Source organism: Rhodococcus sp. AC861 (assembly GCF_979256035.1).
Genome location: NZ_CEEDMW010000007.1, coordinates 172,689 through 194,537, shown reverse-complemented (window position 1 = coordinate 194,537; position 21,849 = coordinate 172,689). Strand labels below are relative to the sequence as shown.

General features: G+C 67.2%; 23 protein-coding genes and 1 riboswitch. Of the genes, 14 read left to right on the top strand and 9 right to left on the bottom strand.

Annotation, left to right across the window (positions count from 1 at the left end; translation table 11 throughout):
• Nucleotides 1-13: 13 nt before the first annotated feature.
• From AC0IX4_RS21170 to AC0IX4_RS21160, 3 genes are all read left to right on the top strand, one after another.
• Nucleotides 14-145, top strand: a complete 132-nt coding sequence (locus tag AC0IX4_RS21170) for a hypothetical protein (RefSeq protein ID WP_268793336.1) — start codon at nucleotides 14-16, stop codon at nucleotides 143-145.
• 93 nt (nucleotides 146-238) lie between these two features.
• Nucleotides 239-1,030: an SIR2 family NAD-dependent protein deacylase gene (locus tag AC0IX4_RS21165; RefSeq protein ID WP_471830957.1), complete on the top strand. Its 792-nt coding sequence runs from the start codon at nucleotides 239-241 to the stop codon at nucleotides 1,028-1,030.
• Nucleotides 1,027-1,452, top strand: coding sequence for an HIT family protein (locus AC0IX4_RS21160; RefSeq protein ID WP_042575540.1), 426 nt, complete (start codon nucleotides 1,027-1,029; stop codon nucleotides 1,450-1,452). Before AC0IX4_RS21165 ends, AC0IX4_RS21160 begins: the two co-directional genes overlap by 4 nt.
• Before the next feature lie 11 nt (nucleotides 1,453-1,463).
• On the opposite strand, the gene AC0IX4_RS21155 is transcribed toward AC0IX4_RS21160, so the two are convergent.
• Complete coding sequence (locus tag AC0IX4_RS21155) at nucleotides 1,464-3,137, bottom strand: dihydroxyacetone kinase family protein (protein WP_471830956.1); 1,674 nt, start codon at nucleotides 3,135-3,137, stop codon at nucleotides 1,464-1,466.
• Nucleotides 3,138-3,185: 48 nt separating this feature from the next.
• Here AC0IX4_RS21155 and AC0IX4_RS21150 point away from each other — a divergent pair, with 48 nt between their 5' ends.
• The gene (locus AC0IX4_RS21150) at nucleotides 3,186-3,821 is read left to right on the top strand and encodes a Type 1 glutamine amidotransferase-like domain-containing protein (RefSeq protein WP_471830954.1); all 636 of its coding nucleotides are present in this window, start codon (nucleotides 3,186-3,188) and stop codon (nucleotides 3,819-3,821) included.
• Here AC0IX4_RS21150 and AC0IX4_RS21145 read toward each other — a convergent pair whose 3' ends face one another.
• Nucleotides 3,822-4,217 (bottom strand): hypothetical protein, encoded by a 396-nt coding sequence (locus AC0IX4_RS21145; RefSeq protein ID WP_471830953.1) that lies wholly within the window; start codon nucleotides 4,215-4,217, stop codon nucleotides 3,822-3,824.
• Nucleotides 4,218-4,571: 354 nt separating this feature from the next.
• Here AC0IX4_RS21145 and AC0IX4_RS21140 point away from each other — a divergent pair, with 354 nt between their 5' ends.
• Nucleotides 4,572-5,867 (top strand): FAD-binding oxidoreductase, encoded by a 1,296-nt coding sequence (locus AC0IX4_RS21140; RefSeq protein WP_471830991.1) that lies wholly within the window; start codon nucleotides 4,572-4,574, stop codon nucleotides 5,865-5,867.
• Here AC0IX4_RS21140 and AC0IX4_RS21135 read toward each other — a convergent pair.
• From AC0IX4_RS21135 to AC0IX4_RS21115, 5 genes are all read right to left on the bottom strand, one after another.
• A complete protein-coding gene (locus AC0IX4_RS21135) occupies nucleotides 5,864-7,174 on the bottom strand; it encodes an aspartate aminotransferase family protein (RefSeq protein WP_042575542.1) in 1,311 nt (436 codons plus the stop codon). The two genes, AC0IX4_RS21140 and AC0IX4_RS21135, sit on opposite strands and share 4 nt — an antisense overlap.
• A 12-nt stretch (nucleotides 7,175-7,186) precedes the next feature.
• Nucleotides 7,187-8,230, bottom strand: coding sequence for a TIGR03842 family LLM class F420-dependent oxidoreductase (locus tag AC0IX4_RS21130; RefSeq protein ID WP_471830951.1), 1,044 nt, complete (start codon nucleotides 8,228-8,230; stop codon nucleotides 7,187-7,189).
• 3 nt (nucleotides 8,231-8,233) lie between these two features.
• Complete coding sequence (hydA, locus tag AC0IX4_RS21125) at nucleotides 8,234-9,652, bottom strand: dihydropyrimidinase (protein WP_042575544.1); 1,419 nt, start codon at nucleotides 9,650-9,652, stop codon at nucleotides 8,234-8,236.
• Nucleotides 9,649-10,485, bottom strand: a complete 837-nt coding sequence (locus AC0IX4_RS21120; RefSeq protein ID WP_042575637.1) for a nitrilase-related carbon-nitrogen hydrolase — start codon at nucleotides 10,483-10,485, stop codon at nucleotides 9,649-9,651. Before AC0IX4_RS21120 ends, hydA begins: the two co-directional genes overlap by 4 nt.
• Nucleotides 10,486-10,558: 73 nt before the next feature.
• Complete coding sequence (locus tag AC0IX4_RS21115) at nucleotides 10,559-11,533, bottom strand: LppP/LprE family lipoprotein (protein WP_471830949.1); 975 nt, start codon at nucleotides 11,531-11,533, stop codon at nucleotides 10,559-10,561.
• Nucleotides 11,534-11,700: 167 nt separating this feature from the next.
• Here AC0IX4_RS21115 and AC0IX4_RS21110 point away from each other — a divergent pair, with 167 nt between their 5' ends.
• Entirely contained in the window at nucleotides 11,701-12,000 is a 300-nt protein-coding gene (locus AC0IX4_RS21110) for a DUF1540 domain-containing protein (RefSeq protein WP_042575545.1), read from the top strand.
• A 6-nt stretch (nucleotides 12,001-12,006) separates the two neighbouring features.
• Here the strand turns inward: AC0IX4_RS21110 and AC0IX4_RS21105 are convergent, their stop codons facing one another.
• Nucleotides 12,007-13,554 carry a carboxylesterase/lipase family protein gene (locus tag AC0IX4_RS21105; protein WP_471830947.1) on the bottom strand — a complete coding sequence of 516 codons (1,548 nt, stop codon included), beginning with the start codon at nucleotides 13,552-13,554 and terminating at the stop codon, nucleotides 12,007-12,009.
• Nucleotides 13,555-13,578: 24 nt separating this feature from the next.
• Nucleotides 13,579-14,001 (bottom strand): SRPBCC family protein, encoded by a 423-nt coding sequence (locus tag AC0IX4_RS21100; protein ID WP_471830946.1) that lies wholly within the window; start codon nucleotides 13,999-14,001, stop codon nucleotides 13,579-13,581.
• Between the two features lie 129 nt (nucleotides 14,002-14,130).
• Here AC0IX4_RS21100 and AC0IX4_RS21095 point away from each other — a divergent pair, with 129 nt between their 5' ends.
• The 8 genes from AC0IX4_RS21095 to AC0IX4_RS21060 all read left to right on the top strand — a co-directional run bounded on the left by AC0IX4_RS21095 (nucleotide 14,131) and on the right by AC0IX4_RS21060 (nucleotide 21,804).
• Nucleotides 14,131-15,528 carry a sugar porter family MFS transporter gene (locus tag AC0IX4_RS21095; RefSeq protein ID WP_042575547.1) on the top strand — a complete coding sequence of 466 codons (1,398 nt, stop codon included), beginning with the start codon at nucleotides 14,131-14,133 and terminating at the stop codon, nucleotides 15,526-15,528.
• Nucleotides 15,529-15,595: 67 nt separating this feature from the next.
• A riboswitch (TPP riboswitch) is annotated at nucleotides 15,596-15,691 on the top strand.
• Entirely contained in the window at nucleotides 15,685-16,425 is a 741-nt protein-coding gene (locus AC0IX4_RS21090) for a TenA family protein (RefSeq protein WP_471830944.1), read from the top strand. Its footprint overlaps the riboswitch before it by 7 nt.
• Nucleotides 16,422-17,432 (top strand): ABC transporter substrate-binding protein, encoded by a 1,011-nt coding sequence (locus AC0IX4_RS21085; RefSeq protein WP_471830942.1) that lies wholly within the window; start codon nucleotides 16,422-16,424, stop codon nucleotides 17,430-17,432. Before AC0IX4_RS21090 ends, AC0IX4_RS21085 begins: the two co-directional genes overlap by 4 nt.
• A gap of 10 nt (nucleotides 17,433-17,442) precedes the next feature.
• Nucleotides 17,443-18,216, top strand: a complete 774-nt coding sequence (locus AC0IX4_RS21080) for an ABC transporter permease (RefSeq protein ID WP_471830941.1) — start codon at nucleotides 17,443-17,445, stop codon at nucleotides 18,214-18,216.
• Nucleotides 18,213-18,968, top strand: coding sequence for an ABC transporter ATP-binding protein (locus AC0IX4_RS21075; RefSeq protein WP_471830940.1), 756 nt, complete (start codon nucleotides 18,213-18,215; stop codon nucleotides 18,966-18,968). Before AC0IX4_RS21080 ends, AC0IX4_RS21075 begins: the two co-directional genes overlap by 4 nt.
• A 10-nt stretch (nucleotides 18,969-18,978) precedes the next feature.
• Complete coding sequence (locus AC0IX4_RS21070) at nucleotides 18,979-19,275, top strand: GNAT family N-acetyltransferase (RefSeq protein ID WP_471830939.1); 297 nt, start codon at nucleotides 18,979-18,981, stop codon at nucleotides 19,273-19,275.
• A 41-nt stretch (nucleotides 19,276-19,316) separates the two neighbouring features.
• A complete protein-coding gene (locus AC0IX4_RS21065) occupies nucleotides 19,317-20,636 on the top strand; it encodes a T3SS (YopN, CesT) and YbjN peptide-binding chaperone 1 (protein WP_471830937.1) in 1,320 nt (439 codons plus the stop codon).
• Between the two features lie 22 nt (nucleotides 20,637-20,658).
• On the top strand, nucleotides 20,659-21,804 hold the full coding sequence (locus AC0IX4_RS21060) for an alkaline phosphatase family protein (protein WP_471830935.1): 1,146 nt from the start codon (nucleotides 20,659-20,661) through the stop codon (nucleotides 21,802-21,804).
• Nucleotides 21,805-21,849 lie beyond the last annotated feature (45 nt).

The window sequence follows — 21,849 nt, the reverse complement described above, 5'->3', positions numbered from 1 at the left end:
CGATGCACTTCCTGTGAATGCGGCACGTCCGGGTACGCAGGACGGTGCCGTCGAGCTGTTCGATGCCGAGTTCGACCACGTCGTGACGCTGTTCGCTCCCACGAAGGATCCTGATGTCGGCCGGGTGGGCCTCACCGCAAGGTAACGCACGACACAGACATCGGATGCGTCGCGGTCGAATGTGAGTCCGAGGTCATAACGGACTGCCCCTGTCGGTGCGACTTGGCACACTCGGACCATGACCACCGAATCATCCGCGTCGTCCGTACCCACCGCGGTACTGGACGCCGTCCGCGATGCCACCACCATCACCGTTCTGACGGGTGCGGGTATGTCCGCGCAGTCCGGCGTGCCGACGTTCCGCGACGCGCAGACGGGGTTGTGGGCGCGCTACGACCCGGAGGAACTCGCCAGTCCGGACGCGTTCACCAGGGATCCCGATCTGGTGTGGGCCTGGTACCGCCGGCGCGCGCAGCTGGTCGCTGCGGCGGAGCCGAATGCGGGCCACCGCGCCCTGGCACGGTGGCAGCGCGACGCACCGCCCGGAACCCGCGTGGACATCGCGACGCAGAACGTCGACGACCTGCACGAGAGGGCGGGTTCCACCGTGCTCGCTCACGTTCACGGAACCCTTGCCGCCGTGCGGTGTTCGATCTGCGAGGCGCCGTATCTCGATCCTCTCGACGACGTCGCCGACGGCGAGGAGCGCATACCGCCGCCGTCCTGCGCCGTCTGCGGGAGTCCGGTGCGTCCGGGCGTCGTGTGGTTCGGTGAGCCACTGCCCGAGGCGGAGTGGGCTGCGGTGGCGGCGTCCGTGGAGGCCGCGGAGGTGGTGCTTGTCGTCGGCACCTCGGGCGTGGTCTACCCGTTCGCTGGCCTGCCGGCTCAGGCCCGCAGTGCGGGCGCCGTCGTCGTCGAGGTCAATCCGGAGGAGACGGCGGTGTCGGACATGGCCCATCACGTGTGGCGCGCGAGTGCCGCCGACTCGTTGCCGGCGCTGGTCGCTGCCGTCACGGAGACGACGCGATGACCGACTGCGTGTTCTGCGACATCGTCGCCGGGCTTTCTCCGGCCGCTCGGGTGTACGAGGACGACGCAGTCGTGGCGTTCCTCGACATCAGGCCTCTCGCCCGCGGCCACACACTGGTGGTTCCCCGTATCCATTCGTCCGGCCTCGCCGATCTCGACGCACCGTCCGCCGACGCCGTGTTCTCCGCCGGACGACGGATCGCGGGGGCCCTGCGCCGGTCGTCGATCGGCGCGGACGGCGTCAACCTCCTGGTCAACGACGGCCGGGCAGCGATGCAGACGGTGTTCCACCATCACATGCACGTGGTGCCGCGGTGGAACGGCGACAAGCTCAGATTCGCCGCCCAACTACTCACCCGACGGCCGCACGAACTCGACGAGGTCGCTCGGGTGGTGCGCGAGGCGTTGGCGCACGAGAACTAGGCGCTCTGCCGTCACTGCTCGAAGCAGGATGCGCCGTCCTCGAACAACCACGCGACGACGAGTGCACCCGGGTCCGTGACACCGCGAGCTGCGTCACCGATGTAGCTGGCGCGTCCGCGGCGTCCCACCAGGTCGGCTGTCGACTCCGCTCCCTCACGTGCAGCATCGGCCGCGAGACGCAGGGCCTCCGCCGGACTGCGCCCGCGAGCCGAGTCCAACGCACGGGCAGCCGGCTCGATGGCGTCGATCATCGTCTTGTCACCGGGCGCTGCGCCGCCGAGATCGACGATGGCGCGCATTCCGTCGCGAGCAGCGTCGGCGAGGGCGTCGGTCGTGACACCCGCGGTGGACAGAGCAACGTCGAACTGGTGGAACCACACACCGAACAGCGCGCCCGACGTGCCGCCGGCACTTCCCAGGAAGCCGTCGGCGATGCGTCGGAAGACCGCTGACGGCGAATCCGTGTCGCTGATCGCGACCTCGTCGAGAGCGGCACGCATGTTGGCCCCGAAGTCGCCGTCGCCGGCTCTGCGGTCGAGTTCGGTGAGCTCGTCGATCCGGTCGAGTACCCGCCCGGTGAACGCCGACGCCCACGCGGTGACGTGGGCCTCCGGAGGCGTGTCGTCCGAGTAGTCCAGGGCGGCGACGTCCTCGGCTGCATCCGGCATGCCCGCGAAGTCACCGGCGGGCGAGTTGGGCCACCCCGGGGCGGCGGTCGGTGCGTCCCACAGCTCCAGCATCTCCTCGGTGCACACGACGACGGTGATGGATGCTCCCGCCATGTCGTAGGCGGTGACGAACGTCCCCACCAGTGCACGTCGGACGCGTATCCCCTTGCTCTGCAGGTAGTCCGCCGCATCGCCGAACAACACGTCGAGTTCGAGCGGGTGTGTGGCGCCGAGCCCGTTGACGATCACGATGACCTCCGCGCCGTCCGCGACTCCGAGAGAGTCCAGGACGGGATCGATCAGGGTCGCCGCCAGTTCGCTCGCCGACGGCGTGGACACGCGGCCCGTCCCACGCTCTCCGTGGATACCGACGCCGATCTCGACCTCGTCGTCGCCGAGCTCGAAGGACGGACCATCCGCACCCGGCACGGTGCAGGCCCGGAAAGCCGCCGCCATGCTCCGCGAGTTCTCGGCGACGGTACGGCCCCATCTCGCCACCTCCGCGAGCGTGTCACCGCGCGCCGCGGCGGCACCGCAGACCTTCTCGACGGCGATGGTCGCCGCCGTGCCTCGTCGACCGGGACCGTCGTCGGATTCGGTCGCGACGTCGTCGGCCACGATCACCGTCTCGACATCGATGCCGTCGTCGGCGGCGAAGTCCGCCGCGATGGAGAAGTTCACGACGTCACCGGTGTAGTTCTTGACGATGTGGAGAACTCCACCACCCGCATTCACGGCCGCCGTCGCAGCACGGATCTGTAGAGCGTTGGGCGAGGTGAAGATCAGCCCCGGGCAGGCGCCGGCCAGCATTCCCTCTCCGACGAATCCGGCATGCAAGGGTTCGTGTCCGGAACCGCCCCCGGAGATCAACGCCACCTGACCGTGCGGGGTCGGTGTATGCCGTACGAAGAAACCGGGATTCGGCACCCACCTCAGATCCGCGGCGCGTGCCGCTGCGGCGCGGGCGGCGTCCGCGACGAAGCTTCGCGGGGAATCCATGATCTTCTTCGTGGTCATGTTTTCCACACTAGGGCCGCTGGTACAGCAGGGGTACCGTCTCGAAAGATGCGACTGTTCCTCGCCTCGTACCGCTTCGGTGCCCACCGCGACCGGTTCCTGTCCCTCACCGACGGACCCGGGCGCATCGCCGTGATCGCCAATGCCGCGGATTCCTGGCCGGCTGCTGCGCGAGCGTCGGCGGTGACCAGTGAGTTCACACTGCTACGGTCGGCCGGGTTCCTCCCGGTCGAGGTCGACCTCCGGGAGCTCGAGCCCAGCACGTGCGGAGAGGTTCTCGAAGCCTTCCCGGCAGTGTGGGTTCGGGGAGGGAACACGTTCGTCCTGCGTCGGCGGATGGCGTCGTCCGGCGCCGACGAGGCGCTGGTTCGACTTCTCGAGCGGGACGCCCTCGCGTACGGCGGCTACAGCGCGGGCGCGTGTGTGATGGGCCCGACCCTGCGTGGTGTCGAGTACGCGGATCCTCCGGAGGAGGTTCGGCCGACCACGGGCGAGGACGTGCTGTGGGACGGCCTCGGTGTCATCGAGGAGATCCTGGTTCCGCACTGGGAGTCGGATGCGCTCGACCCCGACGGCGCAGCCGGGGCCATGGCCGCGGCATGTCGGGCGGCGGGTCGGACAGTCCGCACTCTCACCGACGATCAGGTCTACATCACGGACGGCGACATCACCGAGGTGGTGTGATCACCCGCTGTGGGCGATCGGCATGGAGGAAAGGCCGGCGGCCGGTCCGGAAAACTGGAAAGGCGCCAGACGGTCCATCGACGCCCACGCGAGGCGACAGCGTCGAACAGTCATCTCGTCGGCGTCGCGAAGCAGCGCATCGAGGAGCAGCGACGGGTTCTCCGTCCACGCGCGGGCGACGGCGTCCATCTCCGGATCGGTGAAGAGACCGGATCGTCGGAGGGCGGCGATCCATTCGACGACCTCCCCGCGGTGGAGCGATTCGAGAGTGTCGTAGTCGACTCCGCCGGCGACGAAATCGTAGGAGAACAGCGCCGCCGCGCAGTCGAACGGTGTGTTCTTCGTGACCGACTTCGACGTCGTCGATGCAGGCTTCGAGCTGTGTGACAGTGCCATGAGTGCCTCCTTCTCGCCCCCTCGGTGCCGGCCGAACTGTCGATCACCGTTCTGCGGACGCTAATCCTCCGAAGTCCCCTTGTGACCACCCATCGGGGCACGATCTGATAACAGAGTGGCTCATGTGACTGATGGGAATAGCGTCGGAACGGTCTCGTCCCGGCATCACCGCCGTGGATCCAGTTCTGCACCAACAACTTCGATTGATCCCGGACTGCTCGTCGACGACGTCGGAGTAGCGTCGATCGAAGGTGCACCGACGCACGGCCGGAAGAGGTGGAGACCATCGACGATCTCGTGAGTTCCCTGGTGGACGCGGTGGGAGCGTCCGCCGTCGTCACGGACCCCGACATCATGGCCGGATATCGCCAGGACTGGGCGCGCGACCCCGATGCCGGGACGCCTCTGGCGGTCGTGCGCGCCACCAGCACCGCCGACGTCCGCGCCGTCATGCTGTGGGCGACCGAGCACTCGGTTCCCGTCGTCCCTCGCGGCGCGGGGTCGGGCCTGTCCGGAGGTGCGACGGCGGTCGACGGCGGCATCGTGCTGAGCACCGAGGCGATGCGCGACATCACCGTCGACGCGGTCACCCGCACGGCGGTCGTCCAGCCGGGGTTGCTGAACGCCGAAGTCAAGGCTGCCGCCGCCGAGCACGGCCTGTGGTACCCGCCCGACCCCTCGTCGTTCGAGATGTGTTCGATCGGCGGCAACGCCGCCACGAACGCCGGCGGCCTCTGCTGTGTGAAGTACGGCGTGACCACCGACTACATCCTCGGACTCGAAGTGGTGCTGGCCGACGGCACCGTCGTGAACCTGGGGGGCCCGAGGCTCAAGGACTCCGCGGGGCTGTCGTTGACCAAACTGTTCGTCGGCAGCGAGGGCGTCCTGGGAGTCATCACCGAGGTCACACTGCGGCTCATCCCCGCTCAACCACCCGCCAGCACCGTCGTCGCCACGTTCACGGAGCTGTCCGACGCCACCGATGCCATCCTGACCATCACGCGATCGCTGCGTCCGGCGATGCTCGAGTTCATGGACTCCACCGCGATCAACGCCGTCGAGGACGCGATGAAGATGGGTCTGGACCGCTCGGCCGCCGCCATGCTCATCGCGCGGTCGGACTCCCCCGGCGCCCACCGCACCGAGGAAACCGAAGTCATGGCCGACGCGTGCAGAGCGGCCGGGGCGGACGAAGTGTTCGTCACCTACGATCCCGACGAGGGCGAAGCCTTCGCTGCCGCACGACGTTTCGCCATTCCCGCCGTGGAGCGCACCGGGTCGCTGCTCCTCGAGGACGTCGGGGTACCGCTTCCGGCGCTCGCGGACCTCGTCGAAGGAATCGCGAAGATCTCCGACGCGCGAGAGGTCGTGGTCGCCGTGATCGCGCACGCCGGCGACGGGAACACGCACCCTCTCATCGTCTTCGATCCGAACGATGCGGACATGGAGGCACGCGCCCATCTCGCATTCGGCGAGATCATGACTCTCGCGATCTCGTTGGGCGGCACCATCACCGGCGAGCACGGTGTGGGCAGGCTGAAGAAGGCATGGTTGCCCGCCCAGGTGGGCGAGGACGTCATGGACCTGACCCGCAGGATCAAGCACGCGCTCGACCCGGCGGGGATCCTGAACCCGGGGGCCGTCCTCTAGCCGCCCACGTACGCGTCGGCGACGTCGAGCACGTCGTCGAGGATGTCCAACCCGCGGCGGATGTCCTCCTCCGTGGTGATGAGCGGTGGGGCGATCTGCAGGCGGTTGCCGGCAGCGAAAGGCCACAGTCCGCGAGATTTGGCTGCCGCGACGACGTCGGCCATGGGGGCCGCGTCGGCGCCGGACGCATTGAACGGGATCAGCGGCTCGCGGGTGGACGGGTTCTTCACCAGTTCGACGGCCCAGAAGTAGCCCATCCCGCGTACCTCGCCGACGCTGGGGTGCTTCTCCCCCAGCTTCGTCAGTCCCGGACCGAGCACGTTCTCACCGACGGCGCGGACGTGCCCCAGGATGTCGTCACGCTCGAATACCTCGATCGACGCGATACCCGCGGCGCACGCCAGCACGTGTCCGCTGTAGGTCAAGCCTCCCGGGTAGGGCAGATGGTCGTAGCGCTGAGCGATCTCCTCGGAGATGATCACGCCGCCCAGCGGCACGTATCCCGAGTTGACGCCTTTGGCGAACGTGATCAGATCGGGTTCGACGCCCCACGCCTGGCATGCGAACCAGTGCCCGGTGCGGCCGAAGCCCACCATGACCTCGTCCGCGATGTAGACGATGCCGTAGCGGGTGCACAGCTCGCGCACCCCTGCGAGGTAGCCGGGCGGCGGGACGAGTACCCCGTTGGTTCCGACCACGGATTCCAGGATCAGTCCGGCGATGTTCTGTGCGCCTTCGAGCTGGATGACCATCTCGAGGTGGGCCAGAGCCGACGCGGTCTCCTCCTCGGGACTCGCCGAATTCCACGGTGAGCGATAGGCGTACGGACCGAAGAAGCGGACGACGTCGACGTTCGTCGGCTCGGTTCCCCACCGGCGCGGCTCCCCCGTCAGGCCGATCGCGACACCGGTGCCGCCGTGATACGACCGGTACGCGGCCAACATCTTGGTCCGCCCGGTGTGCTGACGCGCGAACCGCACGGCGTGCTCGACGGCCTCCGCACCACCCGTCGTGAAGAAGACCCGGTTCAGATCCCCCGGAGCGCGCTCGGCGATGAGCCGCGCGAGTTCGCTGCGCTTGTCGTTGGCGACGGTCGGCGAGATCGTGGTCAACACCTGCGCCTGGGCGACGATCGCGGCCACGACGTCCGGGTGCTGGTGCCCGATGTTGACGTTGACCAGCTGCGAGGAGAAGTCCAGGTATCGCGTGCCCTTGTCGTCCCAGAAGTACGACCCCGACGCACCCGCGATCGTGATCGGATTCAACTCCGCCTGAGCGGACCACGAGTAGAAGACATGGTCGGTCATGTACTACCTCCGTTATCGAGCGACTCCGGATTCCGTCGCCACCACTGACGTCATCATGGCAGGCAGCACCGACTCGCCGTAGGCATCCAGCGTCGCGGTCTTCGCATCGTGTTGGAGGTAGACCGCGAACTGGTCCACACCGAGCGACTCGAGCTGCCGTAGGCGTTCGACATGCTGCTCGGGCGAGCCCAGGATGCAGAAGCGGTCGACGATCTCGTCGGGCACGAAGTTCGCATGCGTGTTCCCGGCGCGGCCGTGCTGGTTGTAGTCGTACCCGTGACGGCCGGCGATGTAGTCAGTCAGTGCCGCAGGCACTCCCGACGTCGCCCCGTACCGCGTCACGATGTCGGCCACGTGGTTTCCCACCATGCCGCCGAACCACCGGCACTGCTCGCGGGCGTGAGCTGCCGCGTCGACGGACCCGTCCGTGACGTAGGCAGGGGCGGCCACGCAGATGGTCACGGCATCGGGGTCGCGCCCCGCCCTCTCGGCGGCGTCGCGCACGGTGGCCACCGTCCATTCGACGATGTCGGGGTCGGCGAGCTGGAGAATGAACCCGTCGGCGACCTGTCCCGTCAGTTCCAGTGCGCGAGGGCCGTATCCGGCGACCCACACCTCCAGTTCGGACTGCGCTGCCCACGGGAATCGGACGGTGGTGTCGCCGACGTGGGCGGACCGGCCGTTGCCCAGTTCGCGGATGATCTCCACCGACTCGGCGAGCCGCGCGATGGTGGTGGGCTTCCCACCCAGAGTGCGCACCGCGGAGTCACCTCGGCCGATCCCGCACACGGTGCGGTTGCCGTACATCTCGTTGAGCGTGGCGAACGTCGACGCCGTCACCGTGACGTCACGCGTCGACGGGTTGGTCACCATCGGTCCGACGATCACCTTGCGGGTACTCGCGAGGATCTGACTGTGGATGACGTAGGGCTCCTGCCACAGCAGGTGCGAATCGAAGGTCCACACGTGGGAGAAGCCGTGCGTCTCGGCGATGCGAGCGAGTTCGACTACCCGCGAACTGGGCGGTGTGCATTGCAGAACTACCCCGAAGTCCATCCCTCACACCAGGTTCTGCGAGAGATCGCGGCGTACGAACCGACCATGACCGGCGCGGCCCAGGTACTCGCCGCGGTCGACGACGACGGTTCCGCGGGAGATCACCGTGTCGACATGCCCGTCCACGGTCATGCCCTCGTAGGCGGAATAGTCCATTCTCATGTGGTGTGTCTCGACTCCGATGGTGGTGCGGCCGTTCGGGTCGTAGACCACCAGATCCGCGTCGGCACCCGGCGACACGATGCCCTTGCGTGGATACATCCCGAACATGCGTGCCGGCGTCGTGCAGCACACCTCGACCCACTTCTCGAGCGTGATCTTCCCCGACACCACACCCTGGTACATCAGGTCCATCCGATGCTCGACCGACCCGATTCCGTTGGGGATCCTGGAGAAGTCGCCGATACCCATCTCCTTCTGATCCTTCATGCAGAAGGGACAGTGATCGGTGCCGACCGTCGAGACGTCCCCTGTGCGGAGGTACCGCCACAGCTCGTCCTGGTGCCCTTCGGCACGGGACCGGAGCGGTGTCGAGCACACCCACTTCGCGCCCTCGAAGCCCGGCGCACCGAGTTGCTCCTCGAGCGAGAGGTACAGATACTGCGGACACGTCTCGGCGAAGACGTTCTGCCCCTTGCCTCGTGCCGTCGCGATCTGCTCGAGCGCCTGTTTCGCCGACACGTGCACGACGTACAGCGGTGCTCCCGTCACGTCGGCCAGCATGATCGCGCGATGCGTCGCTTCTTCCTCGAGCTGCCACGGCCGGGACGTGCCGTGGAAGTATGGCGCCGTGTCACCGCGTGCGATCGACTGCTCGACCAGGACGTCGATGGCGATGCCGTTCTCCGCGTGCATCATCAGCAGCGCGCCGGTCTCGGCGGCAGTCTGCATCGCCCGCAGGATCTTCCCGTCGTCCGAGTAGAAGACGCCGGGATAGGCCATGAAAAGTTTGAAGCTGGTGACTCCTTCGGAGACCAACTCGCTCATCGCCTTCAACGAGTCGCTGTCGACGTCTCCGATGATCTGGTGGAATCCGTAATCGATGGCGCACGAACCGGCGGCCTTCTCGTGCCACGTAGCGAGGGTGTCCTGGACACGCATCCCGGGGTTCTGGATGGCGAAGTCGACGATGGTGGTGGTTCCGCCCCACGCGGCAGCGCGCGTCCCCGTCTCGAACGAGTCGGAGGCGAAGGTGCCTCCGAACGGCATCTCCATGTGGGTGTGGCCGTCGACCCCTCCGGGGATGACGTACTTCCCGGTCGCGTCGACGACGACGTCGCTCGACGATGCGAGGTCCGCGCCCAGAAGCGTCGAACCCGGTTGCAGCACAGCGACGATCGTCTCACCGTCGATCAGGACGTCCAGAGGCTGCGAACCCGTCGGCGAGACGACGATGCCCCCATGGACGAAGGTCGTCGTCACGGTGTCACCAGGGGACCGTAGGCATCGGGTCTGCGATCGCGGTAGAAAGCCCACCGATCGCGGACGGTCTTGATGAGCGACAGGTCCAGATCGCGGACGATCAACTCGGCCGCACTGTCCGAGGCGACCTCTCCGACGAACTTTCCCTCGGGATCGACGAAGTAACTGGTGCCGTAGAAGTCGTTGTCGCCCAACTCCTCGACTCCCACTCGGTTGATCGCGCCGATGTAGTACTCGTTGGCCACGGCCGACGCCGGTTGCTCGAGCTTCCACAGGTAGTTCGACAGCCCTCGCGAGGTGGCGGACGGATTGAACACGATCTCTGCTCCGGCCAGTCCGAGTGCGCGCCATCCCTCAGGAAAATGGCGGTCGTAACAGATGTAGACCCCCACCTTGCCGACGGCGGTGTCGAACACGGGCCAGCCCAGATTGCCCGGGCGGAAGTAGAACTTCTCCCAGAAGCCGTTCAGATTCGGAATGTGGTGCTTGCGGTACTTGCCCAGGTACGTGCCGTCCGCATCGACCACCGCCGCCGTGTTGTACAGGACGCCGGGCTGCTCCTGCTCGTACACCGGCAGCACCATGACCATGCCGAGTTCCTTCGCCAGGGCCTGGAAGCGCTCGACCGTGGGCCCGGGAACGGACTCGGCGTAGTCGTAGAACGACGCGTCCTGCACCTGGCAGAAGTAAGGACCATAGAAGAGTTCTTGGAAACAGAGAACTTTCGCACCCTGCTCGGCTGCCTGGCGGGCGTAGACCTCGTGGGCCTGGATCATCGATTCCTTGTCGCCGGTCCAGGTGGTCTGGACCAGGGCAGCGCGCACGATCGTCATGAATGGCACCTCCGCATCGGCATTCTTTCGGAGATCCTGCACCCGATCCGCCGGGTAGTCCACCGGTGGGACCTCAGCCGTTCGTCACCTCGGGAGGCAGGGAGTCGAGCATGTCCACCGACGAGCCGTTCCAGCGATAACGGACCAGCGCCGGTCCGCCGGACACCTCCGCGGTCGCTTCGCCGTCCCTGAGCCATCGGTACGACACCGTGACCGTGTCGTCGAGCTGCGCGTACGGGTCGATGTCGGTGAACGCATAAGGACGGGCGGTCGCCGTTCCCAGATACGCGCCGTCGTGGAAGAACAAGACCGTCGTGGGGCTCGAACCGGTAGCACCGTCGGGCTCGGCCATTGCCCAGACAAGCGTGTCGCAGGGATCGCCCTTCCGGTACAGGCTCCAGGCGCTACCGGAGAACGTCGGCAACGAGGCGATCGCGGAGCCGATCACGTCGTCGTCCAGGCACGGATCCGCAGGGGTCTGCCTGTTGCCGTCGACGACCTCCTGCGGCAGGTCGTCGAGCATGACTACCGACGATCCGTTCCACGTGTAGCGGACGAGTCCGGGTCCGCCGGACTGCTCCGCGGTGGACTCTCCCTCCCGGAGCCACCCGTACGACACGGTGACGGTGTCGTCGGTCTGCGAGTCGACGTCGGTGAACGAGTACGGCAACGCGGTGGCGGTACCGAGATAGGTGTCGTCGTGGAAGAACAAGACGGTCCATGGACTCGACCCCGTGCCCCCGTCGAGCGCCGCGAGCGCCCACGACAGCGTCGCGCAGGGATCGCCCTGGCGGACGAGTCGCCACCCGCTACCGAAGAACTGTGGCAGCGACTCGATGCCCGCCGCCACGACGGAATCCTCCACACACGCGGTCGACGGTTCCGGCGCGGCCGTCGACGCGGGTTCCGTACCCGGTGCCGGAGCCACCGCCGTCGAGGTCGTGGTGGCGGGCGGAGGAGGTGGCGCCGCGGAACCCTGTCCGGAGTCGGAGCACCCGCTCGCGAACAGCGCGGTGACGGCCAGGGTCGCGAGGAGTGTTCGTCTCATGATCGGTCCATCCGAACGAACATACCGATCGTTACGTCACCGGCGGATTCGTCACCGTTCCGTTACCCGAGTGAATAGGAAACATCATTGTTGCAGAAAGGGTGACCATATCTAGGTCAGCCTGACCTTGCTGGTGGGAACGCTTTTTCAGTATTACCGTCATTGCCATGACTTCCCTCGAAATGCCCCGCGTCAGTGATTGCAGTGTCAGCGCCTGTTCGTACAACCACGACGGATGCCACGCCTTCGCCATCAATGTCGGAGGCTCGAACGGAACGGCCGATTGCGGCACGTTCATTCCGTTGAGCACCAAGGGCGGTCTAGAGACCGTCTCCACCCAGGTCGGTGCGTGCCAGCGCGTCGACTGCTCGTTCAACGACAACCTCGAGTGCAGCGCGGCAGCGGTCCGCATCGGCGCCGGCGAGTCGTCGGACACCGCGAACTGCCTCACCTACAGCAAGGCCTGATCGACCTCAGCTGAAGCCGAGGACCTTCTCGCCCCAGATCTCGCGCAGTTCTGCATCGGGGTCCTCCACCAGGGTGTCCCTCGCGTCGATCACCAGGGTGCGACGTCGTTCGTCGTAGGGCGCCCAGTGCTTCGAGCCGTCCAGTGCAGCAGGTACCCCGTGCCACGCGAACGCCACCCAGCGTCGCTGAATCCGCCGGGATACCTGCTGCGCGGCCTTGCGCCCTCCGAGCCAGAACGTGGGATCGCGGTCGAAGGTGCCGAAGTTGCCGAAGACGTATGGCAACTCGGTGGCATGACCCGCACCGATCCGGGCCGCGCGCAGTACCGGAGTGGCGTGGTCGAACCGGTAGACGAATGTCGGTGACGTGCGGCAGTGCGCCTCGGCGATCCACAGGCTCGGCATGCGGAAACCCGCGTCTCGCGACAACGCCAGTGCCCCCGCACTCTTCGGGAGATCCGGGTACGCCGCCAGGATCTCGGCGATCCGGGCGGGCGAGAGGTCCGGATGGTCCACCGCGATCGCCTCGAACATGGTGCTGACGGTGTCGGACGTGACCGGCATCAGCGGCGACTTCATCATCCGGAACACCGACGCCTCGTCGTGGTTCGATCCGATGATCAACGGAATGTCGTGCGCGTACCCCTTCTGGAATGCCGCGACCGGGTAGCGAGGCACCACGTCACCGTCGACGACCGGCGCGAAACCCAGTGTGCCCGGAACTTTCTCGGGCACCTCGTACACCAGCTTCTCGGCAGCGTCGACCAGTCGATGGACCGGCATGGCCCGCAACTCCCCCGCCCTCTCCGGCGTCAGGTCCACCAGTTCGAGGAAGCGCTCCGCGGCGACGCGTGCTCGCTCGGGTCCGTAGACCGACGTGGCCGGGGCACTCTGCGCGATGGCCTTGTGGAAGAGGCCCTTCGCTGCGGGAGATGTCATGAGCGTCGTCACCGACGCGCCACCCGACGACTCCCCGAACACCGTGACGTTCGAGGAGTCCCCACCGAATGCGTCGATGTTCTCGCGCACCCACGTCAACGCGAAGATCTGGTCGCGCAGACCGATATTGGTCTCGAAGATGTCGTCGTCGGTGCCGAACGACGACAGATCCAGCCACCCCAGTGCCCCGACGCGGTAGTTCACGGTCACCACGACGACTTCACCGAGGTGAGAGAGGTTGCGGCCGTTGTAGATCCGCTGCGCCGAGGAACCCAGGACGTAGGCCCCGCCGTGGAGCCACACCATGACCGGGCGGCGCACCCCGTCGGGCGTGGGAGCCCAGACGTTGAGCGTCAGGCAGTCCTCGTCGATGGGGATGGACGGATCCATCGGCACCGGACCGTCGCGCCCCTGGGGCGCCATCGCCCCGAAACTCGATCCGTCGAGAATCCCGGTCCACGGCTCGGGCGGTCGCGGCGCGCGGAACCGGAGCGGGCCAACAGGCGGAGCCGCGTAGGGAATGCCCTTCCAACTGACGACGTCACCGCGGCCGTGACCACGCACGTCACCGCCCCTCGTCGTGATCACGAGGCTGGTCCGGGCTGCGTCAGGCACGTCGCCGACGCTACCCGTCGCGACCTACGCCGAGACGAGTCGGCCGAGGGCGAAGAGAGCCGCCGGCGAGTATGCGAGAACGATCGGCGCCAGACCGTCCACGACCAGCCAGGTCTGCGAGCCGGTCCGAGCCTCGTCGACGCCGTGCTCCAGGGTCAGTCCGGCGCTCCGGGCGCCTATCCATGCCCGCCAGGACCAGACCCGAGCGGCCTCGTCCACGGACAGGACCTCGAACGACACCCGAATCCCCAGCGGTCCACGCACGGTGCCCGTCGTCCCTGCCGCGAGACGAGGAGCAGACGCGTCGACACCGAGGATCTGCGGCGCCCACGTCGGCCACAGCGAGATGTCCATGTACCGCTCCCACGCGACGGCCACCGACGCGTCACCACGCCGCCGCAGAGTCTTCTTCATGCGCACGGAATTCACCACGGGACCCGGGGTCAAACCGACGACGGTCGAACGCCCGGGTTCAGTTCCGCTGCGCAATGGCCGGGCGTAGTGTCCGAAACTGACTTCATTATCTTCGCCATCGACCGTCAGTGGCCGGTGGCCGACATGTAGGCGGCGACAAGGATGACCACTCAGGCGTCAGCCAATCACACGGCAAAAGTCATCGGCGTGACCATCGCGGCGGCGGTCGGCGGCTTTCTCTTCGGTTTCGACAGTTCCGTCATCAACGGCGCCGTGGACTCGATCCAGGGCAAGTTCGCTCTCGGCGAGTTCCTCACCGGTTTCACCGTTGCCATCGCACTTCTCGGATGCGCCGCGGGCGCCTGGTTCGCCGGCGGCCTGGCCGACAGGTGGGGCCGCAAGAAGGTGATGCTGCTGGGCTCGGCCCTCTTCATCATCTCCTCGGTCGGATCGGGTCTGGCGTTCAGCGTCCCCGACCTCATGCTGTGGCGCGTTCTCGGCGGACTCGGCATCGGCATCGCGTCGGTGATCGCTCCGGCGTACATCGCGGAGATCTCCCCGGCACGCATGCGAGGCAGCCTCGCATCGCTCCAGCAGCTGGCGATCACCATCGGTATCTTCGCGGCTCTGCTGTCCGACGCCGTGTTGGCGGACCGCGCCGACGGAGCGTCGAACGATCTGTGGCTGGGCCTCGAGGCATGGCGGTGGATGTTCATCGTCGGTGTCATCCCCGCCGTCGTGTACGGCGTTCTCGCCCTGCTCATTCCGGAATCTCCCCGGTACCTCGTCGGAAAGCATCTGGACGAGGAAGCTGCCGAGATCCTCGCCAACATCACCGGTGAGAAGCACCCGAACGAACGTATCCACGAGATCCGTCTGACCCTGCGCAAGGAGCAGAAGTCCTCGTTCGCCGACATCCGCGGGCCGCGGTTCGGTCTTCAGCCGCTGGTCTGGGTCGGCATCATCATGGCGGTGCTGCAGCAGTTCGTCGGCATCAACGCGATCTTCTACTACTCCACCACGCTGTGGAAGTCGGTCGGCTTCAGCGAGAGCCAGTCGTTCACGACCTCCGTCATCACGTCGATCATCAACGTGGCCATGACGTTCGTCGCCATCCTCTTCGTCGATCGGGTCGGTCGACGGAACCTGTTGATGGCCGGTTCCATCGGTATGTTCGTCGGCCTGCTCATGGCTGCCGTCGCGTTCTCCCAGCAGATCGGAAGCGGCGACGACGTCTCGCTTCCCGACCCCTGGGGCGTGGTCGCCCTGATCGGTGCGAACCTGTTCGTCATCTTCTTCGCGTCGACCTGGGGCCCGATCATGTGGGTCCTGCTCGGCGAGATGTTCCCGAACCGGATGCGCGCCATGGCACTCGGTATCGGTACGGCCGCCAACTGGGTGGCCAACTTCGTGATCTCCCTGACCTTCCCGTCCCTGACCGAGATGGTGGGACTGTCCATCGTCTACGGCGGGTTCGCGGCTTTCGCCGCCGTCTCGTTCTTCTTCGTCAAGGCGAAGATCCCGGAGACGAAGGGCATGGAGCTCGAAGACATGAAGTAGTCCCTCCCGCTCACCACTACCGGCCTCCCTTTGCTCATCCGAGGGGAGGCCGGTGTTATGGTCGGCGAGTTCTGACACGGGGTGCTTCGCGTAGCGAGGCTGAGATGACACCCGAGAACCTGATGCAGGTAATTCTGACGAAGGGATGTCACGGCCATGACGCCGTACGACCATGCGGTCGACGCTGCCTCCACCGCGGATGCAGCCGACCACGCACGCTTCACCGACCACCTCTGGGACCGCACCGCCGGGCTCCGCGCCCGCATCGACGACCTGGAGTTCCTGACCCGACTCGGTGACGGCACGCTGCCGGTTGCCTCGTTCCGGACGTACATCGAGCAGGACGGCCTGTACCTCGAGGGGTACGCCAAGGCGTTGGCCATCCTGTCTTCCCGCGCGGTGGACCCCGAGGCGGGCGCTTTCTGGGCGACGTCCGCGGCGACCGCGGCGGTCGTCGAGAAGTCGCTGCACACCAGCCTTCTTGCCGACGACGCCCTGGGCGGCGCCTCGGACGTTCCCGTCGAGCACAGTCAGGCCTGCCTGGGATACGTCTCGTTCCTGACGGCCACCGCCGCGACGGACACGTACGCCGTCGGCGCGGCGGCCGCGCTGCCGTGCTTCTGGCTCTACGCCGAGGTGGGCCGCGGACTGGCGGCATCGGCGCGCGCCGTACTCGATGCCGATCCCGGTCATCCCTACGCCCGGTGGGTGACTACCTACGACGCCGAGGACTTCCAGACGTCCGCCGCCCGCGCCCGCGAACTCGTCGACGAGGCAGCAGCGGTAGCCGGGGATGCGGAACGACAGCGGATGACCACGGCGTTCACGATCGCGATGCGCTACGAACTGCTGTTCTGGGACACGGCCCTGAACACGACACCCTGGCCCGCCGCGTGAGGCGCCTCGCGGCTCTCGTCTCCGCCGTCGTCGCCGCCGGGTCGCTCACCGCGTGCGCGTCCTCGGGCGCGTCGGATGCGAACACCATTCGCTTCGCGCTCGACTGGACCCCCAATACCAACCACACGGGCCTGTTCGTCGCCGAGCAGGAGGGGTACTTCGCCGACGCGGGCCTGAACGTGGAGATCCTGCCGTACAACTCGACGTCGCCGGACACGCTGATCGACTCGGGCAACGCAGAATTCGGGATCAGCTTCCAGAGCTCCGCGACGTACGCTCGCGCCGCCGGGGCGAAGGTCACCTCCATCATGGCGCCGTTGCAGCACTGGGCCACCGGGATCGGAGTCCGCGCCGACCGGCCCGACATCGGCAGCCCGCGGGACCTGGACGGTCGGACCTACGCCGGATTCGGCGACGCCGGCGAGAGCGCCTCGCTCGAGCAGGTCATCCGGAACGACGGTGGCACCGGAAAATTCGAGACGGTCGTGCTCGGAACGTCTGCCTACGAGGCCGTCTACTCCGGCACCGCCGACTTCACCGTGTCCTACTTCGCGTGGGAGGGTCTCGAAGCAGAACACGCCGGCACCCCCATGAAGTACTTCGACTACACCGACTACGGATTCCCCGACTCCTACGCCATCGTCGTCGACGGCGGTGACGACTGGATGGCCGAGCACCCCGACGAGGCACGGAAGTTCGTGCAGGCCCTGCAGAAGGGCTACCAGAAAGCTGCCGACGATCCCGATGCCGGCGCACGCGATCTGATCGCGGCGAATCCGGGAGCGTTCACCGACGAGGACCTGGTGTACGAGAGCCAGAAGATGTTGGCGGACAAGTACATGCTCGACGAGAACGGGCGCGTCGGAACCCAGACGCTCGAGCGCTGGACGGGTTACTCCAAGTTCCTCTACGACGCCGGAGTCCTGGCAGGCCCGGACGGGTCGCCCGTGACCAGCGAACCGGACTGGTCGACGTATTTCACGAACGAGTATCTCGATCAGGGCTGACCGAGCGGCCATGACGTCCGAGCGATTTCGGCGGTTCGGTCCTGCGCTGCTGCTCGCGGGCGGACTCGTCGCGTTCTGGCAGGTGTACGTCGTCGTGAGCGGCATCTCCCCGCGGGTCCTGCCGTCACCGTCACGCGTAGTGTCGCAAGGCTGGGCGAACCGCGACATCATCGCCGGTCATGCCGCGTCGACGATCCAGGTCACGCTTCTGGGTTTCGCCGTGTCGCTGGCGGTGTCCTGGGTCATCGCGACGGCCGTCGACTTCTCTCCCTGGCTGCGGCGTGCGCTCGTGCCGCTCCTGGTCGTCTCGCAGACCCTTCCCGTCATCGCCATCGCACCGCTGATGATCATCTGGTTCGGATTCGGGATAGCGCCCAAGCTCCTCGTCATCGCGCTGGTGACGTTCTTCCCGATGACTCTGGGTCTGATCGAAGGGTTCGCCTCGGCGGACAAGGAATCCGATGCGCTGCTGCGCAGCATGGGCGCCTCCCGTCGCCAACAGTTCCGCTACGTCCGCGTACCGTCCGCACTGCCCCGGTTCTTCACGGCTCTGCGTATCGGCATCACGTACGCCGTGGTCGGTGCGGTGTTCTCCGAATACGTCGGAGCCACATCGGGTCTGGGGATCTACATGGCACAGCAGAAGAACTCCTTCCGGACCGACCTGGTACTCGCCGCGGTTCTGGTGACGGCGGTCTGCAGCATCGTCCTGTTCCTGCTGACCTACGTCGCGGAGCGCCTCGTCGCTCCGTGGGCCCTGACGGCGAAGGCGGTCGATCGATGACGACACCGGTGGTCGATCTGCGCTCGGTGATCAAGTCCTACCCGGGCACTCCGGTACTCGACGGGATCGACCTGGCGGTGGAGGAAGGACAGTTCGTCTCCGTCATCGGTCCCAGCGGCTGCGGCAAGAGCACACTGTTCGCACTGTTGGCCGGACTCGAACCAGCCGACAGCGGAACGGTTCTCACACCGCGGTGCGCCTACATGCCACAGAAGGACCTGCTGTTCCCGTGGCGGTCGATCCTGGGCAACACGACACTCGGCCTCGAAGTCCAGGGTGTCTCCCGTTCGGACGCCGAGGCTCGCGCGCGAGCCCTGTTCCCGGTGTTCGGTCTCGACGGCGTCGAGGATTCCTCTCCTGCAGCACTGTCCGGCGGCATGCGCCAACGCGCAGCCCTCCTGCGCACGGTCGTGCAGGATCGCGACGTCCTCCTGCTGGACGAGCCGTTCGGCGCACTCGACTCCCTGACCCGGACCTCGATGCAGGACTGGCTGCAGGAGGTGTGGCAGCAGTACCGGTGGACGGTCCTGATGATCACCCACGACATCCGCGAAGCCGTTCTGCTGTCCGATCGCGTCGTCGTGCTCTCCCCTCGGCCCGCCCGGGTGGTCGCCGACCTGACCATCGACCTCCCCCGGCCACGTCCGGTCGAGACGACGACCACGCCGGAATTCGCGGCCTACGAGCGCCGGCTGCTGGAGGCGCTGCACCTCGGTCGATCGAGCGACACACGCCGCCGCGGGACGCGGTAACTTCGATGTCATGGCTTCGGACAAGGACACCCCGCGCGTCGAGCATCATCCCGAGCGACAGCGCTTCGAGATTCTGATCGGCGACGAGGTCGCCGGATTCGCCGAGTACCGCCAGAACTCACCGACCGTCCGGGACTTCGACCACACGGTCACGGACCCGAAGTTCCGTGGTCGGGGGCTCGCCGCGATCCTGGTCGGACATGCCCTGGACGACACGCGTGCCGCCGGGTCGACGGTCGTCGCGTCGTGCTCGTACGTGCATCACTTCATCGAGACGCACGAGCAGTACGCGGACCTCGTCACCTAGTCCGCGCAAACGTGTCGGTGGGGCGGGTTAGCGTCGGCGACATGGACAGAGTGGACAGTGTGGACGCGACGACCGGCGCTGCGTGGGCAGATTTCCGCGCGATGCTCGCCGATCATCTCGACGCGATGCCGGCGGATGACTCGTTGATCGTGTCGTGCCCGCCCACGGCAGCGGAGCCGGTGTCACCGTGCATCCAGTTCTACGGCTGGGACGACGACACCCTGCGGTGCGAGGTGCTGTCCGACGAGTTCCTGGCTCCCCGTCGCGCCTGGACCGAGGCCGGTCGTGATCTGTTGATCGGCGCCGGTTTCGTCGAGCCTGCGCGGGCGGGGACCGACAGTCCGGACGCGGCGGACGAGGACGTGCCGGTCAACTGGTTCCTCGACCGGTCGCGTCGGTATGCGGACCTGTTCGCGGACGTCGCGGTCCGCATTCTTCACGAGGTGTGGGGTGTGCCGCACCCCGCGTTCGTGCACGTCGGCGGGGATTCTGCGGGCCCGTTGCTCGCCCTGCCCGAGGTGCCGGCCCCTGCCCGCCCGTTCGACACCTTCCGCGCGGTCCGCACCGCGGACGCATCCGAGCGTCGGGTCCTGGTGGAGCAGACACTCCGCCACCTGTTGGGCTTCGTCCCCGAACCCGACGAGGACGGCGACTACCCGTTCCGGCTGGGCCCGGCCTGGCTCTACCTGTGCCTGTCCCCGGGAGCACCGTTCGTGCAGATCCTCGCCCCTCTGGCAGCGGGCGTGACGGATGCGGCGCGGGCTCACGTCGTCGTCAACGACGCCAACCGCCGGTGGCCGCACATCAAGGTGCTTCTGGACGAGGACCGTGTGCTGGCCACGATCGACGTCTCGGTCGTCCCGTTCGTTCCTCAGCAGGTCGTGGACATGTTGGCCGTCATGGAGAAATTCATGGTCGACGCGGCCGGTGATCTGGTGGCCGGTCTGGGCGCCCGGCCGTACCTGGACGCCTTCGGTGAGCCGACGGAACGCGACACCGCCGTCGTACCGGAGGGGTTGCGCGCCATCGTCGAATCGGTGTGGGAGTCGGGGCCGGACCTTTCCTGCGAGGCGGTACTCGAGATGTGCGGGCACGACAGGGCGATCGTCGTGCAGTATCTCGACATCGCTCGTGGACGGGAATCGGCGGCTCTGGAGCGGACTCTGGACGACGAGGATCCCCGCACGGCCGCGTCTGCCGGGCTCGATGCCCGGGTCTGGCGCACCGCGTCCGCCCTTCTCACCGCCGCTCATCGCCGGCTGGCTGCGGACCTCCACGACCCGTCTCGGTCGACGGGGTCGCAATTGGACCTGTTCGGGACGGACATGGCCGGCGGCACCGGTGACAGTCTGTTCGACTGAGCGCACCCGATAGCCTTCGACTGTGGTGGTTCTCCCGCGTTACGGCGTCGACAGCCTGTCCGAACTCCTCCCGTCCGTGCTGGGAGCGCTCGGTGTCCCGAAGGCACGGGACACGATCGGCCTGGACCTCTCCGGCGCGCAGCGGGTGTGTGTCCTGCTCGTCGACGGACTCGGTGCGCATCAGCTGTCCGGGCACGCCGCGGCGGCGCCCGTTCTGTCGTCGCTCCCGGCACGGTCGATGACCGCGACGTTTCCGTCCACGACGTCGACCAGCCTGGCGTCGCTGGGCACCGGCCGCGCACCGGGCGAGCACGGACTGGTCGGATATCTGACGGCCGTCCCCGGTTTCGACCGCCCGATGAACCCGTTGCACTGGCGCTTGCACGGACAGGGGCCGAAGGTCGACCTGGTGTCCGCCTTGCCACCCGAGGACTTCCAGCCACACCCCACGGTCTTCGAACGCGCCGCGGAGGACGGGATCGCAGTCACGCGTGTCGCCCCGTCGTATCAGCGTGAATCCGGTCTGACGCGCGCAGTTCTGCGAGGTGGTGACTTCGCGTCCTCGGTATCGGCAGGCGACCTCGTCGCGCAGACCTCGCACGCACTTCGCCGCGGCACCCGCTCGCTCGTGTACTCCTACTGGTCGGAACTCGATCTCACCGGTCACGTACGTGGTCCGGATTCCGCAGCGTGGAGGTTCGAGCTGTCCCAGGCCGATTCGATCGTCGCCGGCATTCTCGGCGAGCTGCCTCCCGAGTCAGCCCTTATCGTCACCGCGGATCACGGCATGGTCCAGGTCGGCTCCACGGTCGATGTGGACGCGTCGCCGACGCTGTCCGCGGACGTCCGGATGATCGCCGGTGAACCGCGGGCTCGCCACGTGTTCGCCACCCCCGGAGCGGCCGATGCCGTGCGCGACGCGTGGCGCGAGACCCTCGGGCCCGAGTACCTCGTCGTCGAGCGCGACGACGCCGTCGCCCGCGGATGGTTCGGGCCCACGGTGGGGCCGGACGTGTCGTCGTGCATCGGCGACGTCGTCGCCCTCGCGCTCGGCGACGGCGCCCTCGTGCGCCGCGGCGCCGAGCCCAACCAGTCGGCTCTGCTCGGTCATCACGGATCGTTGACCGACGTGGAGATGGCGATTCCGCTCCTCGTCGCACGGAGCTGACGTTCCGATCGCTGCGATTCCAACCCTGGTCGACGGCGGGACACC